Raw genomic sequence first — 15,406 nt, 5'->3', positions numbered from 1 at the left:
ATCTGTCGCCGCTCATGCCTAAAACACCGCTTGCCAGCCGTCCCCACGACCACTCTCACTGCGTCCACAACGCACTGTCAGAGGCCGACGCCCTGTGCGCACGCCAAGGCCTGCGCCTGACCGCCCTGCGCCGGCGGGTGCTGGAACTGGTGTGGCAGAGCCACAAACCCCTGGGTGCCTACGACATTCTCGGCGTACTCAGCGAGCAGGACGGCCGCCGCGCCGCGCCGCCAACGGTATACCGTGCGCTGGACTTCTTGCTGGAAAATGGTCTGGTGCACCGCATCGCCTCGTTGAACGCCTTTGTCGGCTGCAACCACCCGGAACACGCGCACCAGGGCCAGTTCCTGATCTGCCGCGAATGCCACGCCGCCATCGAGCTTGAACAAAAAAGCATCAGCGACGCGATCATCAAGAGTGCCGGCGATGTGGGCTTCCGAGTCGAAGGGCAGACCGTCGAAGTGGTAGGCATCTGTTCGGGCTGCCAGGGGGCTTGATGAGCACTGCGCTAATCCGCCTGGAGCAGGTCGGCGTCACGTTCGCCGGCCAGAACGTGCTGGACAACATTCACCTGAGCGTCGAACCGGGGCAAATCGTTACCCTGATCGGCCCCAACGGCGCCGGCAAGACCACCCTGGTGCGTGCGGTATTGGGCCTGCTCAAGCCCGACAGCGGCAGTGTCTGGCGCAAGCCCAAGCTGCGCATCGGCTATATGCCGCAGAAACTGCATGTCGATCCGACCTTGCCGCTTTCGGTGCTGCGCTTTTTGCGCCTGGTGCCCGGCGTGGACCGCACCCGCGCCCTGGCTGCGCTCAAGGAAGTCGGGGCCGAGCAGGTCATCGACAGCCCGGTACAAAGCATCTCCGGTGGCGAAATGCAGCGCGTCCTGCTGGCCCGTGCCCTGTTGCGCGAACCCGAACTGCTGGTGCTCGATGAGCCGGTACAGGGCGTCGACGTCGCCGGCCAAGCCGAGCTCTACAGCCTGATTACCCGCCTGCGCGACCGTCACGGCTGCGGCGTGCTGATGGTCTCCCACGACCTGCACCTGGTAATGAGCACCACCGATCAGGTGGTATGCCTCAACCGCCACGTCTGCTGCTCCGGTCATCCGGAGCAGGTCAGCGGCGACCCGGCTTTCGTCGAGCTGTTCGGCAAGAATGCCCAGAGCCTGGCGATCTACCACCACCATCACGACCACGCCCATGACCTGCATGGCGCCGTGGTTGCCGATCCGGCCCCCCATACCCACGTCCACGGAGATAGCTGCAAGCATGGCTGATTTTCTGCTCTACGCCCTGCTTGCAGGCTTGGCTTTGGCGCTGGTGGCGGGCCCGCTGGGTTCGTTCGTGGTCTGGCGGCGCATGGCCTATTTTGGCGACACCTTGTCCCACGCGGCCCTGCTCGGCGTAGCCCTGGGCTTTTTGCTGGACGTCAGCCCGACCATCGCCGTGACCGTTGGCTGCCTGCTGCTCGCCGTGCTGCTGGTGACCCTGCAACAGCGCCAGCCCCTGGCTTCGGACACGCTGCTGGGGATCCTCGCACCCAGCACCCTGTCCCTGGGCCTGGTGGTCCTGAGCTTTATGCATGAAGTGCGTATCGACCTCATGGCCTACCTGTTCGGCGACCTGCTGGCGATCAGCCCCACGGACCTGGCCTGGATTCTCGGCGGCAGCGCGGCGGTATTGATCCTGCTGGTGGCCCTGTGGCGACCGCTGCTGGCAATTACCGTCCACGAACAGTTGGCCACCGTCGAAGGGTTGCCCGTGCCGGCGCTGCGCATGACCCTGATGTTGCTGATCGCCGTGGTGATTGCTGTCGCAATGAAGATTGTCGGCGTATTGTTGATCACGTCGCTGTTGATCATCCCCGCCGCCGCCGCCCAGCGTCATGCACGTTCGCCGGAACAGATGGCGGTCGGCGCCAGTCTGCTGGGGATGCTTGCCGTGTGTGGTGGCCTGGCGCTGTCCTGGTTCAAGGACACCCCGGCCGGGCCGTCGATTGTAGTCACGGCCGCCGCACTGTTTCTGCTGAGTTTTGTCCTGCCCCGTCGAGGGGTGTAGACTTGCTCGCTTTTTGCGCAATTAGAGAGTCGCAGGAATGAAGCCGTTCACCTCCCGTTATCTGCTCCTTGCCGCATTTTCCCTGCTGCTGGGCGCCTGCCAAAGCACCCCGCCCGTCGCCCCCAAGGTTCCGGACGCGCGCGCTGCGGCCATTGCACAGCTGGAACAAAACCTGGCCAGCAGCGAGCTGGCCACCGCCGAAGACCAACTCGCCGCCCTGCAGGCCCAGTCGCCCGACGACCCGGCGCTGGAGCCTTATCAACGCCAACTGGCTGAAGCCTATCTGCAGCGCAGCCAGATCGTCCTGCAAAAAGGGGATGTCAACGCCGCCGCCACTGCCTTGAGCCGTGCCCGTTCCTTGATGCCCAAGGCTCCGGCGCTGACTGGCGGGGTCAACAGCGCCATTGCTCACGCACGCAAAGCCGAGCTGGATAAAGCCGAAGCCGCTCTCAAAGCCGCCGAAGCCAAGCCACCGGCCAAGGTGATCGATCCAACCGCCGAAAGCACCACGGTTGCGCTGAACCTCACGGATATCCAGCAATTGCGCCATCAACTGGATGCCATCGCCACCGACGTGGTGAATTACCAGTGTGATGTGAGCATCCAGGTGCCGCGCACCGAGGATTATCCGTGGCTGAACACATTGCTGAGCAAACGAGTGAAGCGGATTGATTCAGGGTACGACCTGAAGATTCACCGGCAGATCCTCAAGCATATTCCGGCGCAGGTTGTGTTGATTCCGCGTAAAGCGCACTAACCCCAATCGCGGGCAAGCCCGCTCCCACATTGGAATACATTTCAAATGTGGGAGCGGGCTTGCCCGCGATGGCGCCCTATCAAACAACCAAAAACTTAAGCTGGAACCGCCTTGGCCCGAGGCTCGCGCTCCCAAACCCGATGTTGGGCAATCGCCGCAATAAACGCCTTCAACGCCTTGGCATCCCCGCCAACAATCAACCCCGCATCCGCCTCCAGCTTCAACACCTCCAGCAACTGCTTGGCCTCACCAGCCAACGCAATCGCCTTCAAATGCTTGTAGGCCTCCAGCAGGTAATGCAACGCCACGCCATCGCCGCTCAATGCCTGGATCGACTTCGCCCCACCCGGCACAAACACCGCGTCGAACGCCACTGACGGCAAGCCTTCCATCGAGGCATCCACCGCCAGGCTCTTGCCATCGGCCGTGGTTACCGGCGCCGAGGTCGGCCCAAGCAATTTGGCATGGGCACCTTCTGCGGCCAGCGCCTTTTTCAACGCCGCGATGGCTGCACCATCAACACCATTGGCCGCCAGGATCGCCACCTTGCGCGTCTTGATCCCCCCTGGCAGCAGGTTGGCCTGGCTCAAGGCCGGCGAGCGCTCTGGCGCGGTCTTGCGCACTGGCACGGTGCCTTTTTTCGGCACCGGCAGGCCCAGGTTCTGCGCCACGCGCTTGGCCAGCTCCAGATCGATGTTGGCCAGGATCTCGTTGACCTGGCGCGCCCGGATAAACTCACGCTCGACCTTGCCCAGCTCAAAGCTGTAGGCCGCGATGATGTGCTCCTGCTCGTGCTTGCTCATGCTGTTGAAAAACAGGCGCGCCTGGGAAAAGTGATCGCCGAATGACTCACTGCGCTCGCGGATTTTGTGCGCGTCGATGCGCTCTGGGTAAGACTCGAAACCGCCGTCCTGCGCCGCCGGTGGCGTTTCTTTCGGCCAGCCGCCGTCAATGGAGTTCGGCTCATAAGCTGCACGGCCTTTGTCGATGGTGCTGCGGTGCATGGCATCGCGCTGGTTGTTATGCAGTGGCGTTACTGGTTGGTTGATCGGCAACTGGTGAAAGTTGGGCCCACCTAGACGGCTGATCTGCGTATCGGTGTAGGAAAACAATCGACCTTGCAGCAGCGGGTCATTGGAGAAGTCGATACCCGGCACGATATGGCCTGGGCAGAAGGCGACCTGCTCGACTTCCGCAAAGAAGTTATCCGGATTGCGATTGAGCACCATCTTGCCCAGCGGGGTGATGGGCACCAATTCTTCGGGAATCAGCTTGGTCGGGTCGAGGATATCGAAGTCGAAGGCATGCTCCTTATCCTCGGGGATAATCTGCACCCCCAGTTCCCACTCCGGGTAATCGCCCATCTCGATGGCGTCCCACAGGTCTCGACGATGGAAATCGGTATCTTTACCGGCCAGCTTCTGCGCCTCATCCCACACCAGGGAGCAGGTACCCGCCGTCGGCCGCCAGTGGAATTTGACGAAGTTGGATTGACCCTCGGCATTGACCAGGCGGAACGTATGCACGCCAAAACCCTGCATGCTGCGCAGGCTTTTAGGAATGGCGCGGTCGGACATCGCCCAAATGACCATGTGCGCCGATTCCGGCTGCAGCGAGACAAAATCCCAGAACGTGTCGTGGGCCGAGCCGCCGGTAGGAATTTCGTTGTGCGGCTCAGGTTTTACCGCATGTACGAAGTCAGGAAACTTGATCGCGTCCTGGATGAAAAATACCGGCATGTTGTTGCCCACCAAGTCGAAGTTGCCTTCGTCGGTGAAGAACTTCACGGCAAAACCGCGCACGTCACGTACCGTATCGCCCGAGCCACGCGGGCCCTGCACCGTGGAAAAACGCGTGAACACCGGGGTTTTATGGCCAGGGTCACGCAAAAAACCCGCCTTGGTCAGCGCCGAATGGTTTTCATAAGTCTGGAAGTAGCCATGGGCGCCAGTGCCGCGGGCGTGCACGATGCGCTCCGGAATACGCTCATGGTCAAAGTGCGTGATCTTTTCACGCATGATGAAATCTTCCAGCAGCGAAGGCCCGCGAGCACCGGCTTTCAGGGTGTTCTGGTTATCGGAGATTTTCACCCCCTGATTGGTACGCAGCGCCTGGCCCGTGGCATCGGAGCGGGATTTTTCCAGGCTTTGCAGCTTGGCATTGGTGTTGCCACGGTCCAGGGTATCGGTGCCAGCAAGCTCGCTCTTGGGCGCCATGGCGGGTTTCTTGGTACTCATCAGACAAAACTCCTCGTTTGCATAGGCCAGAGCGGTCCCTGGCTCGTTTGAGCAAAACCCCGGGCACGGCACCCGGGAAATCGAGTTGCTTAAGTAGTGACTGACGGGATTTTTTACCGTTCCTTTTTTATGACCTTTGATCGCGTTATTGCCAAATCGCTGGTTGAATACGAAATAAATGCTAAGAAACACTAGATGGACAGGCTAAAATGCGCGCCCGGCTAACCGCTGATCCCTTTTCAATGCGCCCCACAAGGTTCGCTACGTGATCGAGTTTCATAACGTCCATAAAACCTACCGGGTCGCCGGCAAGGAAATCCCCGCACTGCATCCCACCAGCCTGCGCGTCGAGAACGGCCAGGTGTTTGGCCTGATTGGCCATTCCGGCGCGGGAAAAAGTACCCTGCTGCGCCTGATCAATCGCCTGGAAGAGCCTTCGGGCGGCCAGATCAACGTCGACGGCGAAGAAGTCACCGCCCTGGATGCCAACGGCCTGCGTCGTTTCCGGCAACAGGTCGGGATGATCTTCCAGCACTTCAACCTGCTGGCCTCCAAGACCGTCGCCGATAACGTGGCGCTGCCGCTGACCCTGGCGGGCGAACTGTCGCGCCGCGAGATTGATGCGCGCGTGGCGGAACTGCTGGACCGGGTTGGCCTGTCCGACCATGCCAAGAAGTACCCGGCGCAGTTGTCCGGCGGCCAGAAGCAGCGCGTCGGCATCGCCCGCGCCCTGGCCACCAAGCCAAAGATCCTGCTGTGCGATGAAGCCACCAGCGCCCTTGACCCGCAGACCACTGCCTCGGTCCTGCAACTGCTGGCCGAGATCAACCGCGAGCTGAACCTGACCATCGTGCTGATCACCCATGAAATGGACGTGATCCGCCGTGTCTGCGACCAGGTCGCAGTAATGGATGCCGGCGTGATTGTCGAGCAAGGTCCGGTCGCCCAGGTGTTCCTGCACCCCACGCACCCGACCACCAAGCGCTTTGTGCAGGAAGCCGAGCAGGTCGATGAAGGCGAGCAGCGCGATGTGTTCGCCCATGTGCCGGGCCGCATCGTGCGCCTGACGTTCCAGGGCGAAGCGACCTACGCGCCACTGCTGGGTACCGTCGCCCGCGAAACGGGTGTGGACTACAGCATCCTTGCCGGTCGCATCGACCACATCAAAGATACCCCTTACGGGCAACTGACCCTGGCCATCACCGGCGGTGACATGGAAGCGGCGTTCGCGCGCTTCACCGCAGCCGATGTGCACATGGAGGTCCTGCGTTAATGGACGTGTTACTGCATTATTTCGACAACGTCGACTGGGCTGATATCTGGGTGGCCACCAGCGACACCATGCTGATGCTCAGCACTTCGCTGTTTTTCACCGTACTGGTGGGCCTGCCGCTGGGCATCCTGCTGTTTCTGTTCAGCCCACGGCAATTGCTGGAGCAGAAGACCACCTATGCCGCCCTGGCCTTCGTGGTCAACGCCATCCGTTCCTTGCCGTTTATCATTCTGCTGATTGTGATGATCCCGACCACGGTGTTCCTCACGGGCACGTCGCTTGGTGTGGCCGGTGCGATTCCGCCGCTGGTGGTAGGCGCCTCGACGTTCTTCGCCCGGCTGGTGGAAACCGCCCTGCGCGAGGTCGATCGCGGCATCATCGAGGCGACCCAGGCCATGGGCGCGACCACCCGGCAGATCATCACCAAGGCGCTGCTGCCGGAGGCAAAGCCCGGCATCATTGCGGCAATCACCGTGACCGCCATTGCCCTGGTGGGCTACACCGCCATGGCCGGTGTGGTGGGTGCCGGCGGCCTGGGCGACCTGGCGATCCGTTATGGATACCAGCGTTTCCAGGATGACGTGATGGTCGTCACCGTGGTGATGTTGATTGTGCTGGTACAGATTCTGCAAACCATCGGCGATAAGCTGGTGACACACTACTCTCGAAAATAACGGCCATTGCCGGCCCCGCCGGCAGATGCCCGAACAAGGAGCTTGTTGGATGAAAAAACTACTGGTTGCTTTCGCCGCGGTTGCCGCGTTTTCCGCCCATGCCGCCGAGACCCTGACGGTCGCCGCCACGCCGGTGCCCCACGCTGAGATCCTTGAGTTCGTGAAGCCGGCCCTGGCCGCGCAAGGCGTGGACTTGAAGGTCAAGGTGTTCACCGACTACGTGCAGCCGAACGTACAAGTGGCCGAGAAGCGCCTGGACGCCAACTTCTTCCAACACCAGCCGTACCTGGATGAGTTCAACAAGGCCAAGGGCACTCACCTTGTGAGCGTGGCCGGCGTGCACCTGGAGCCGCTGGGCGCATACTCCAGCAAGTACAAGACCCTGGCCGACCTGCCGAACGGTGCCAACGTGGTCATCCCCAACGACGCCACCAACGGCGGCCGCGCGCTGTTGCTGCTGGCCAACAAGGGCCTGATCACCTTGAAGAACCCGACCGATATCCTGTCGACCATCAAGGACATCACCGCCAACGAAAAAGGCCTGAAGTTCCGCGAACTGGAGGCCGCCACCCTGCCGCGTGTGCTGACCCAAGTCGACCTGGCGCTGATCAACACCAACTACGCCCTGGAAGCCAAGCTGGACCCTTCCAAGGATGCCCTGGCGATTGAAGGCAACGACTCGCCTTACGTCAACATCCTGGTGACCCGCGAGGACAACAAGGATTCGGACGCTGTGCAGAAGCTGGTCAAAGCCCTGCACACCCCAGAAGTGAAGGCATTCATCAACGAGAAGTACAAAGGCGCGATTCTGCCGGCGTTCTGATCGAGCACTATCTCCAAAACACTGGAGATCGAATGTGGGAGCTGGCTTGCCTGCGATAGCGGTGGATCAGCGACCAAAAGGCTGGCCGACCTGACGCTATCGCAGGCAAGCCAGCTCCCACAGTTGATCTGGGTTGTCGGCTGGATTTGCTCCAGAACTAGTTACGCTGCAACAACCCCGGCAACTGCGCCACCAGCTTCTGGTTGTTCAACGGCGCACGGATAAACCCACGCTGTGTACCATCCGGGCCAATCAAGGCCAGGTTGCCGCTGTGGTCGACCGTGTAGTTCGGCTTGCTGGTATCAGCCGGGATGAACGGAATGCTCACGGCATTCGACACCTTCTGCACATCCTCCACATTCGCCCCGGTAAGCCCTGCAAATTGCGGATCGAAGTAGCCCAAGTATTGCTTGAGCTGGGTCGGGGTATCGCGATGGGGGTCAACGCTGACCAGGATCACCTGCAACTTATCCACCACGTCCTTGGGCAGCTCGCTCTTGATCTGGCGCAGTTGGGCGAGGGTGGTCGGGCAGATGTCCGGGCAGAAGGTGTAGCCGAAGAACAGCACGCTCCACTTGCCCTTCAACTTATTGACCAGCACTGGCTGACCGTCCTGGTTGGTCATGGTCACAGGCGGCAGTTGGCGGCTTTGCGGCAGCAGGATAATGCCCGCGTCGATCAACGCCGTTGGGTCGCCCTGGCCCTTGCCGGACAAAACTTTATTGACGGTCAGGCCCATGACCAACGCCACGATGGCCACCAGGATAAAGACAGTTTTTTGAGTTCGAGTCATAGGTTCAACAATAAGTAGTGGTCTACGAGCAGGGCGATAAATAGCAGGAACAGGTACCAGATAGAGTACTTGAAGGTATTGATCGCCGCGTGCGGCCGACTGCCACGGTACAGCACACAGGCCCATTGCAGAAAGCGTGCGCCCAGAACCAGCGCACAGCCCAGGTACAACAGCCCGCTCATGTGGATCACATAGGGCATCAGGCTCACCGCCAGCAGCGCGAAGGTATAGAGCAGGATATGCACCTTGGTGTAGTGCTCGCCGTGGGTCACCGGCAGCATCGGGATATCGGCCTTGGCGTATTCCTCCTTGCGATGAATGGCCAGGGCCCAGAAGTGTGGCGGGGTCCAGGCGAAGATGATCAGCACCAGCAGCAGTGGCTCGGCGCTCACATGGCCGGTGACCGCCACCCAACCAAGCAACGGCGGCGCCGCACCGGCCAGGCCGCCGATCACGATATTCTGCGGCGTCGCGCGCTTGAGAAAGCCGGTGTAGATCACCGCATAGCCCAACAACGAGGCCAATGTCAGCCAGGCCGCCAATGGGTTGGTAAACGCCAGCAACAAGCCCAGCCCGGCCACCGCCAGCGCCAGGGCAAATGTCAGCGCGGCGACCGGGGACACCCGGCCTTCGGCCAGCGGGCGCTTGTGAGTACGCGCCATCAGCGCATCAATACGCCGGTCCACCACATGGTTCACCGCCGCTGCGCCGCCAGCGCACAGGGCAATCCCCAGATTGCCGAAGATCAGTACGGCCCACGGCACCCCGGCGCGGGTGGCGAGAAACATGCCCACCAGCGAGGTGATCAGCATCAGCACCACCACCTTGGGCTTGGTCAGCTCCAGGTAGTCGCGCCAGATAGCCTGGCCGGGACGCTCGCCAATCAAGGTCGCCATGGCATCTCTCCTTTAAGGGTGATCAGGCCCGAAACGTGTTTACGCGGGCTGAAGCGCCAACCGAACGGCACTTGATGGCGAACCCGCACCAGGCTGGTACGGGCGTGGTAATTGACCAGCACCAGGGTCAGCAACAGCGCTGCACCGCCGGCGTTATGGGCGACCGCCACCGGCAGCGGCAAATGAAAGTACACATTGCTCAGGCCCAGGCCGATCTGCACGGCGAGCGCCACCAGCAGCAACCCGGCGAGGCGCGTCATGCCCACCGCCTTGAGCTGCCAGGCCAGCCCCAGCAGCACCACGGTAACCGCCAGCGCGCCCATGCGATGGGTCAGGTGAATCGCCGTGCGCGCGTCACTGTCCAGTTGCCCGCCCAGATAGTTGGGGCCGATATGCTGGGTCAGGTGAAAGCCATTGGCAAAGTCCGCCGCCGGCCACCACTCCCCATGGCACGTCGGCAAGTCGATACAGGCCACCGCCGCATAGTTGGAGCTGACCCAACCACCCAGCGCCACCTGCCCGATCACCAACACCAGGCCCGCCGTGGCCCAGTACTGCAAGCGCCTGGGCACGATCAGCGCCGGCAACACCCCGGACAAACGCAAGGTCAGCAAAAACAGCAGGCTCAACGTCGCAAACCCGCCGAGCAAATGCCCGGTGACCACCTGCGGCCAGAGCTTGAGGGTCACCGTCCACATACCAAAGGCGGCCTGGGCGAAGACCACCGCCAGCAGGAACAGCGGCAGCTTCAAGGGTTGCCCCGGATGCCGGCGATGGGTCCAGGCGCGAGCGGCCAGCAACGTGATCAGCAGCCCCAGGGTGCCCGCGGCGTAGCGGTGGATCATCTCGTTCCAACCTTTGTCGGCCTCCACCGGCGTATCCGGGAAATGCAGCTCGGCATGGGCCAACTGGGCCTCGCTTTTAGGCACGCTGATAAAGCCGTAGCAACCCGGCCAGTCCGGGCAACCGAGGCCGGCATGGGTCAGGCGGGTATAGGCGCCGAGCAGCACGACAATCAGCGCCAGCAGGGTGGCAAACAGCGCGAGGCGAAATCCAGGTTTGGCCATGACGATGCCCTTATCCGATATTCGACAGTTTCAGCAGGTGGCGCAGGTCGTTAAGCAGATCCTTACCCTTGACCTGCGCTTCATAGCGCAGCACCAGGTTGCCGTGAGGGTCGACGATCCATAGCTGTGCATCGCCGGGCGCGGCAGCGTTTTGCTTGAACGTCGGCAGGTCCAGGGGGAAACGCTGCAACTGCGGATACTCGGCTTTGAGCTTGGCCTCATACTCGGCGCTGACCGGCTGCGCACTGGCCAGGGCGTGGCTGGCGCGGGACGCATCACGCCCCAGACCGATCTGCAGTTGGCGCGCGAGGTAGACCAATTGCTGGCAATCAGCGGCGCAGGCTGCGGGCGCGGTCACCAGCAATTGCCAGCGCTGCTCGTCGGCCTGCACGCCGATATCGGCGCGGGTCTGGCCATTGCCGATCATCTCGCCATGATCACTGCGGTTGTCCGGCACCCAGAACTGCAACTTGTACATCAGGGTCGCCAGCACCATCGGGCCGATCACCATCAGCAGGATCAAGATCAGTTGCCAGCGCCCCTTGCGCCGATCGGGTGCCGCTGGCGTATCAGACATGTTGAGTGGATTCATGGCCGCTCCCATGGTGCTTCTCCCTTGCGTTGTGCCAGCCGAGGTAGAGGTAAAGGCCCAGCAGCGCCAGCGCCATGGCGAACCACTGCACGGCATACCCCAGGTGTTTTTCCGGCCCCATGGCCACTACCGGCCACTGGGTTTCATAGGTTGCAGGCCCGGCTTCGGCCCGCAGCTCAAAGGCAAACCCGCTGCGGTCCAACTCGGCCCACAGTGCCTGTGGATGCAGCGCCGTCAGCAAACGCGGCCATTGCGCGGCTGCCGGGTCGGCATGCAGCTGGAACGTCTCGCCCGGCGCGACATACACCCAGGCATTGATATTCAAAGGCTGGTCAGGCGTGGTGAAGGCCGGCGGCGTTCGCCGATCCGGCCACGCCAGCCAGCCGCGATTGAGCAACAGCCACTGGCCGCTGGCCTGGTCATGAAAGGGTTGCAGCAACTCGACGCCGGCCTTGCCGTCACGCATGCGGTTATCCAGCAACACGCTGTGCCCGGCATCGAACTGCCCGCGCAACTGCACCCGGCGAAAAGCCGGATCAGCCAACACATCCAACTGATCAACACTGATAGGCGGCGCCGCCCGGCGCTCGGCGTAACTCTGCAGCAGCGCCTGTTTTTCCTGGCCACGGGACAATTGCCAAAAGCCCAGGAACACCATCAGCGGTAGCAGCACCAACACCACCAGGGTCGGCGCAATCCCGGGGCGAAAGCGTTTCATGGCGTTACCGCGAAGGTGGGTGCTGCGCTGGCTATACTGAATCTCATTGCCCGCCCCTCAAAAAAAGAGTCCTGGAGCCTGACCATGCTCAAAGCCGCTATTGCCCTGATGCTGATCGCTACCGTTGTGAGCCTGTTCAGTGGCTTGTTCTTTCTGGTCAAGGACGAGGGCCACTCCAATCGCCTCGTCACAGCCTTGACCGTGCGTGTGGTGCTGGCCGTGATCACCCTGGCGCTGATCACCTGGGGATTCTTCAGCGGCCAACTGGTTTCCCACGCCCCCTGGTAAGTCGCTACAGCACGTAAACGAAGAAAAACAAACCGATCCACACCACATCCACGAAGTGCCAGTACCAACTGGCCGCTTCGAAACCGAACTGATGCTCGGCATTGAAGTGCCCCTTGAGGATGCGCATCAGCATCACGAACAAAATGATCGTGCCGATGGTCACGTGGGCGCCGTGAAAGCCGGTCAACATGAAGAAGGTCGCGCCATACACCCCGGAGCCCAGCGTCAGGCCCAGCTCTTTATAGGCGTGGATATATTCCTCAGCCTGGAAGCCGAGAAACGCCAACCCCAGCAACACGGTGATAGCCAGCCAGATTTTCAGCGCGCCGCGATGGCCCTTGCGCAGGGCGTGGTGGGCGATGGTGATGGTCACGCTGGAGCTCACCAGCAAGATGGTGTTGACCAACGGCAGGCCCCACGGGCTGATGGTGCCCTCAGGCGCCGGGAACAGCTTGGGGTCAGGGTTGTTGAGCAGCGGCCAGGCGAATTCGAAATTCGGCCACAGCATGTGCGCAATGCCCTTGGAGCCTTCGCCGGCCAGCCACGGCGCCGACATATGCCGCACATAGAACAGCGCGCCAAAGAACGCGATGAAAAACATCACCTCGGAAAAGATGAACCACGTCATGCCCCAGCGAAACGAGCGGTCCATCTGCGCGCTGTACAACCCGGCACGGCTTTCCTTGATCACCGCGCCAAACCAGCCAAACATCATGTAGGCCAGCAGCAGGCTGCCGACGAAAAAGATCAACGGGCCGTGGGATTCCGGGCGGGCCGCCTTGAGGTCGTTGAACCACACACCCAGGCCATACACGGTGATCAACAGCCCAAACGTGGCAATTATTGGCCATTTGCTTTGCGCTGGTACGTAGTACGTATCATGAGTCGACATGTATCCGTTCTCCTAATCGAGCCCGCAGGCACGCCTAGCCGCCGGTATGGACAGCCACGGGCGGTTGGCGCGCAGTGATATCGAACAGCGTGTACGCCAGGGTCAAATGCTTCACATCCTTGGGCATGTCGCGGTCGACAATGAAGCGCACCGGCATCTCGATGCGCTCTCCCGGCTGCAGCACTTGCTGGGTGAAGCAAAAACACTCGGTCTTGTGGAAGTACATCGCCGCTTCGGCCGGGGAAATGCTCGGGATCGCCTGGGCCGTCATCGGCTTGTCGCTGGGGTTGAAGGCCACGAACACCATCTCGTTGACCGCGCCGGGGTTGACCACGATTTCGTCGGCCTTGGAGTGAAATTCCCAGACCATATCGATGGCATTGGTCGACAGAAACTGCACCCGCACCTGGCGCGATGGGTCCACCACCTGCGAGCCTTCGTACTGCCCGGCAGTCTTGCCGTTGATACCGAAGGCCTTGCACATCACGTCGTAGATCGGCACCAGGGCGAAGCCAAAGGCGAACATCGCCAGCACCAGGATCAACAGGCGCGTGACCAGGCGGTTGAGGGGCACGGAATCAGCCATGACGCCCACCCCCTCTTGACGGTTCTGTAGGAGCGAGCTTGCTCGCGAAAAACCAGAGCGCGCCGCGTTTATTCAGGCAACCCGCGTTATCGTTTACGCCCTTCGCGAGCAAGCTCGCTCCTACAGACCCGCTGTTCATTTGACCTCCGGCGGCGTGGTGAAGGTGTGGTACGGCGCTGGCGAAGGAATGCTCCACTCCAGACCTTCGGCACCATCCCACGGCTTGGCCGGCGCCGGCTTGCCGCCACGGATGCACTTGATCACGATAAACAGGAAGAAAATCTGCGTGGCACCGAACATAAAGGCGCCAATCGACGACACCATATTGAAGTCGGCGAACTGCAGGTTGTAGTCCGGCACCCGGCGCGGCATGCCGGCCAGTCCCACGAAGTGCATCGGGAAGAACGCCATGTTCATCCCCACGAACGACAGCCAGAAATGCAGCTTGCCCAGGGTTTCGTCGTACATATGGCCGGTCCATTTCGGCAACCAGTAGTAGGCCGAAGCGAAGATCCCGAAGATCGCCCCAGGCACCAGCACGTAATGGAAATGCGCCACCACAAAGTAGGTGTCGTGGTACTGGAAATCCGCCGGGGCAATGGCCAGCATCAGCCCGGAAAAGCCGCCGATGGTGAACAGGATCACAAAGGCCACGGCAAACAGCATCGGCGTCTCGAAGGTCAGCGAGCCTTGCCACATGGTGCTGACCCAGTTGAACACCTTGACCCCGGTGGGCACGGCGATCAGCAGGGTGGCGTACATGAAGAACAACTCGCCCACCAACGGAATGCCTACCACGAACATGTGGTGCGCCCACACGATAAACGACAGGAACGCGATGCTCGCCGTGGCGTAGACCATCGAGGTGTAGCCGAACAGCGGCTTGCGCGAGAAGGTCGGGATGATCGAGCTGACGGCACCAAAGGCCGGCAGGATCATGATGTACACCTCGGGATGGCCGAAGAACCAGAACACATGCTGGAACAACACCGGGTCACCGCCACCGGCAGCGCTGAAGAAGCTGGTGCCGAAGTGGATATCCATCAGCATCATGGTCACGCAACCGGCCAGGACCGGCATTACCGCGATCAGCAGGAAGGCGGTGATCAGCCAGGTCCAGACGAACAGCGGCATCTTCATCAGGGTCATGCCCGGGGCACGCAGGTTGAGGATGGTGGCGACCACGTTGATCGCGCCCATGATCGAACTGATCCCCATCAGGTGGATGGCGAAGATAAAGAACGTCACGCTTTCCGGGGCGTAGGTGGTGGAGAGCGGGGCGTAGAAGGTCCAGCCAAAGTTCGGCCCGCCCCCCGGGGTGAACAAGGTCGAGACCAGCAACAGGAACGCCGCCGGCAGCAGCCAGAAGCTGAAGTTGTTCATGCGTGGCAGGGCCATGTCCGGCGCGCCGATCATCAGTGGGATCATCCAGTTGGCCAAGCCGACAAATGCCGGCATCACCGCGCCAAACACCATGATCAGGCCATGCATGGTGGTCATCTGGTTGAAAAACGCCGGCTCGACGATTTGCAGCCCCGGCTGGAACAGCTCGGCACGAATCACCATGGCGAACGAGCCGCCGAGCAGGAACATGGCGAAGCTGAACCACAGGTACATGGTCCCGATATCTTTGTGGTTGGTCGTCAGCACCCAGCGCATCAGGCCCTTGGCGGGTCCGTGGGCGTGGTCAGCGGCATGACCGTGGTCGTCGATCACAGTGCTCATGGCCGTTCTCCTGCAAGCGGATGGG

The 15,406-nt window shown here is 61.5% G+C and carries 17 protein-coding genes; 8 read left to right on the top strand and 9 right to left on the bottom strand.

The genetic code is table 11. From position 1 onward, the window contains the following. The first annotated feature begins 14 nt into the window (after window positions 1–14). Genes zur through JTY93_RS00355 form a run of 4 tightly spaced genes read left to right on the top strand, consistent with a single transcriptional unit; the run spans window position 15 to window position 2,817 of the window. On the top strand, window positions 15–497 hold the full coding sequence (gene zur, locus JTY93_RS00370; RefSeq protein ID WP_029290345.1) for a zinc uptake transcriptional repressor Zur: 483 nt from the start codon (window positions 15–17) through the stop codon (window positions 495–497). Further along, window positions 497–1,279, top strand: coding sequence for a zinc ABC transporter ATP-binding protein ZnuC (gene znuC / locus JTY93_RS00365; RefSeq protein ID WP_205476115.1), 783 nt, complete (start codon window positions 497–499; stop codon window positions 1,277–1,279). The genes zur and znuC overlap by 1 nt, the downstream gene beginning before the upstream one ends. Further along, window positions 1,272–2,060 carry a zinc ABC transporter permease subunit ZnuB gene (gene znuB / locus JTY93_RS00360; RefSeq protein ID WP_029290341.1) on the top strand — a complete coding sequence of 263 codons (789 nt, stop codon included), beginning with the start codon at window positions 1,272–1,274 and terminating at the stop codon, window positions 2,058–2,060. The genes znuC and znuB overlap by 8 nt, the downstream gene beginning before the upstream one ends. Window positions 2,061–2,097: 37 nt before the next feature. Next, complete coding sequence (locus JTY93_RS00355) at window positions 2,098–2,817, top strand: PA5502 family lipoprotein (protein WP_205476116.1); 720 nt, start codon at window positions 2,098–2,100, stop codon at window positions 2,815–2,817. Window positions 2,818–2,912: 95 nt separating this feature from the next. On the opposite strand, the gene katE is transcribed toward JTY93_RS00355, so the two are convergent. After that, window positions 2,913–5,054 carry a catalase HPII gene (gene katE, locus JTY93_RS00350; RefSeq protein WP_205476117.1) on the bottom strand — a complete coding sequence of 714 codons (2,142 nt, stop codon included), beginning with the start codon at window positions 5,052–5,054 and terminating at the stop codon, window positions 2,913–2,915. Between the two features lie 265 nt (window positions 5,055–5,319). Here katE and JTY93_RS00345 point away from each other — a divergent pair, with 265 nt between their 5' ends. From JTY93_RS00345 to JTY93_RS00335, 3 genes are read left to right on the top strand one after another with little or no spacing between them, the layout of a single operon-like run. Then, window positions 5,320–6,327, top strand: coding sequence for a methionine ABC transporter ATP-binding protein (locus JTY93_RS00345; RefSeq protein WP_205476118.1), 1,008 nt, complete (start codon window positions 5,320–5,322; stop codon window positions 6,325–6,327). Beyond that, window positions 6,327–7,001 carry a methionine ABC transporter permease gene (locus JTY93_RS00340; RefSeq protein ID WP_029290333.1) on the top strand — a complete coding sequence of 225 codons (675 nt, stop codon included), beginning with the start codon at window positions 6,327–6,329 and terminating at the stop codon, window positions 6,999–7,001. Before JTY93_RS00345 ends, JTY93_RS00340 begins: the two co-directional genes overlap by 1 nt. A gap of 49 nt (window positions 7,002–7,050) precedes the next feature. Then, on the top strand, window positions 7,051–7,824 hold the full coding sequence (locus tag JTY93_RS00335) for a MetQ/NlpA family ABC transporter substrate-binding protein (RefSeq protein WP_205476119.1): 774 nt from the start codon (window positions 7,051–7,053) through the stop codon (window positions 7,822–7,824). Window positions 7,825–7,981: 157 nt separating this feature from the next. Here the strand turns inward: JTY93_RS00335 and JTY93_RS00330 are convergent, their stop codons facing one another. Genes JTY93_RS00330 through JTY93_RS00310 form a run of 5 tightly spaced genes read right to left on the bottom strand, consistent with a single transcriptional unit; the run spans window position 7,982 to window position 11,890 of the window. Further along, window positions 7,982–8,617: an SCO family protein gene (locus JTY93_RS00330; protein ID WP_205476120.1), complete on the bottom strand. Its 636-nt coding sequence runs from the start codon at window positions 8,615–8,617 to the stop codon at window positions 7,982–7,984. Further along, a complete protein-coding gene (gene cyoE / locus JTY93_RS00325; protein ID WP_205476121.1) occupies window positions 8,614–9,513 on the bottom strand; it encodes a heme o synthase in 900 nt (299 codons plus the stop codon). The genes JTY93_RS00330 and cyoE overlap by 4 nt, the downstream gene beginning before the upstream one ends. After that, window positions 9,501–10,580, bottom strand: coding sequence for a COX15/CtaA family protein (locus tag JTY93_RS00320; protein WP_169390081.1), 1,080 nt, complete (start codon window positions 10,578–10,580; stop codon window positions 9,501–9,503). The genes cyoE and JTY93_RS00320 overlap by 13 nt, the downstream gene beginning before the upstream one ends. A gap of 10 nt (window positions 10,581–10,590) precedes the next feature. Beyond that, window positions 10,591–11,184, bottom strand: a complete 594-nt coding sequence (locus JTY93_RS00315) for a PA_0111/PP_0108 family redox-active disulfide protein (protein WP_205476122.1) — start codon at window positions 11,182–11,184, stop codon at window positions 10,591–10,593. After that, window positions 11,150–11,890 carry an SURF1 family protein gene (locus tag JTY93_RS00310; RefSeq protein WP_169990772.1) on the bottom strand — a complete coding sequence of 247 codons (741 nt, stop codon included), beginning with the start codon at window positions 11,888–11,890 and terminating at the stop codon, window positions 11,150–11,152. Before JTY93_RS00310 ends, JTY93_RS00315 begins: the two co-directional genes overlap by 35 nt. A gap of 84 nt (window positions 11,891–11,974) precedes the next feature. Here JTY93_RS00310 and JTY93_RS00305 point away from each other — a divergent pair, with 84 nt between their 5' ends. Continuing rightward, entirely contained in the window at window positions 11,975–12,178 is a 204-nt protein-coding gene (locus tag JTY93_RS00305) for a twin transmembrane helix small protein (protein ID WP_017528731.1), read from the top strand. Window positions 12,179–12,182: 4 nt separating this feature from the next. On the opposite strand, the gene JTY93_RS00300 is transcribed toward JTY93_RS00305, so the two are convergent. From JTY93_RS00300 to ctaD, 3 genes are all read right to left on the bottom strand, one after another. Continuing rightward, window positions 12,183–13,070, bottom strand: coding sequence for a cytochrome c oxidase subunit 3 (locus JTY93_RS00300; RefSeq protein ID WP_169954106.1), 888 nt, complete (start codon window positions 13,068–13,070; stop codon window positions 12,183–12,185). A gap of 34 nt (window positions 13,071–13,104) precedes the next feature. After that, window positions 13,105–13,656, bottom strand: coding sequence for a cytochrome c oxidase assembly protein (locus JTY93_RS00295; RefSeq protein WP_029290315.1), 552 nt, complete (start codon window positions 13,654–13,656; stop codon window positions 13,105–13,107). Between the two features lie 135 nt (window positions 13,657–13,791). After that, a complete protein-coding gene (gene ctaD, locus JTY93_RS00290; protein ID WP_038444815.1) occupies window positions 13,792–15,381 on the bottom strand; it encodes a cytochrome c oxidase subunit I in 1,590 nt (529 codons plus the stop codon). Window positions 15,382–15,406: the final 25 nt, after the last annotated feature.

Source organism: Pseudomonas hygromyciniae, assembly GCF_016925675.1.
Classification (GTDB): domain Bacteria; phylum Pseudomonadota; class Gammaproteobacteria; order Pseudomonadales; family Pseudomonadaceae; genus Aquipseudomonas; species Aquipseudomonas hygromyciniae.
The sequence above is the reverse complement of the archived record's forward strand: the minus strand, read 5'-3'. Positions and strand labels throughout refer to the sequence as shown.

Excerpts from the sequence above, each read along its gene's own strand:
- JTY93_RS00355 (WP_205476116.1), top strand. The coding sequence starts at position 2,098 with ATGAAGCCGTTCACCTCCCGTTATCTGCTCCTTGCCGCATTTTCCCTG.
- JTY93_RS00320 (WP_169390081.1), bottom strand. The coding sequence starts at position 10,580 with ATGGCCAAACCTGGATTTCGCCTCGCGCTGTTTGCCACCCTGCTGGCG.
- JTY93_RS00315 (WP_205476122.1), bottom strand. The coding sequence starts at position 11,184 with ATGGGAGCGGCCATGAATCCACTCAACATGTCTGATACGCCAGCGGCA.
- JTY93_RS00295 (WP_029290315.1), bottom strand. The coding sequence starts at position 13,656 with ATGGCTGATTCCGTGCCCCTCAACCGCCTGGTCACGCGCCTGTTGATC.
- ctaD (WP_038444815.1), bottom strand. The coding sequence starts at position 15,381 with ATGAGCACTGTGATCGACGACCACGGTCATGCCGCTGACCACGCCCAC.
- JTY93_RS00300 (WP_169954106.1), bottom strand. The coding sequence starts at position 13,070 with ATGTCGACTCATGATACGTACTACGTACCAGCGCAAAGCAAATGGCCA.
- znuC (WP_205476115.1), top strand. The coding sequence starts at position 497 with ATGAGCACTGCGCTAATCCGCCTGGAGCAGGTCGGCGTCACGTTCGCC.
- JTY93_RS00310 (WP_169990772.1), bottom strand. The coding sequence starts at position 11,890 with ATGAAACGCTTTCGCCCCGGGATTGCGCCGACCCTGGTGGTGTTGGTG.
- cyoE (WP_205476121.1), bottom strand. The coding sequence starts at position 9,513 with ATGGCGACCTTGATTGGCGAGCGTCCCGGCCAGGCTATCTGGCGCGAC.
- katE (WP_205476117.1), bottom strand. The coding sequence starts at position 5,054 with ATGAGTACCAAGAAACCCGCCATGGCGCCCAAGAGCGAGCTTGCTGGC.
- JTY93_RS00335 (WP_205476119.1), top strand. The coding sequence starts at position 7,051 with ATGAAAAAACTACTGGTTGCTTTCGCCGCGGTTGCCGCGTTTTCCGCC.
- JTY93_RS00340 (WP_029290333.1), top strand. The coding sequence starts at position 6,327 with ATGGACGTGTTACTGCATTATTTCGACAACGTCGACTGGGCTGATATC.
- znuB (WP_029290341.1), top strand. The coding sequence starts at position 1,272 with ATGGCTGATTTTCTGCTCTACGCCCTGCTTGCAGGCTTGGCTTTGGCG.
- zur (WP_029290345.1), top strand. The coding sequence starts at position 15 with ATGCCTAAAACACCGCTTGCCAGCCGTCCCCACGACCACTCTCACTGC.
- JTY93_RS00305 (WP_017528731.1), top strand. The coding sequence starts at position 11,975 with ATGCTCAAAGCCGCTATTGCCCTGATGCTGATCGCTACCGTTGTGAGC.
- JTY93_RS00330 (WP_205476120.1), bottom strand. The coding sequence starts at position 8,617 with ATGACTCGAACTCAAAAAACTGTCTTTATCCTGGTGGCCATCGTGGCG.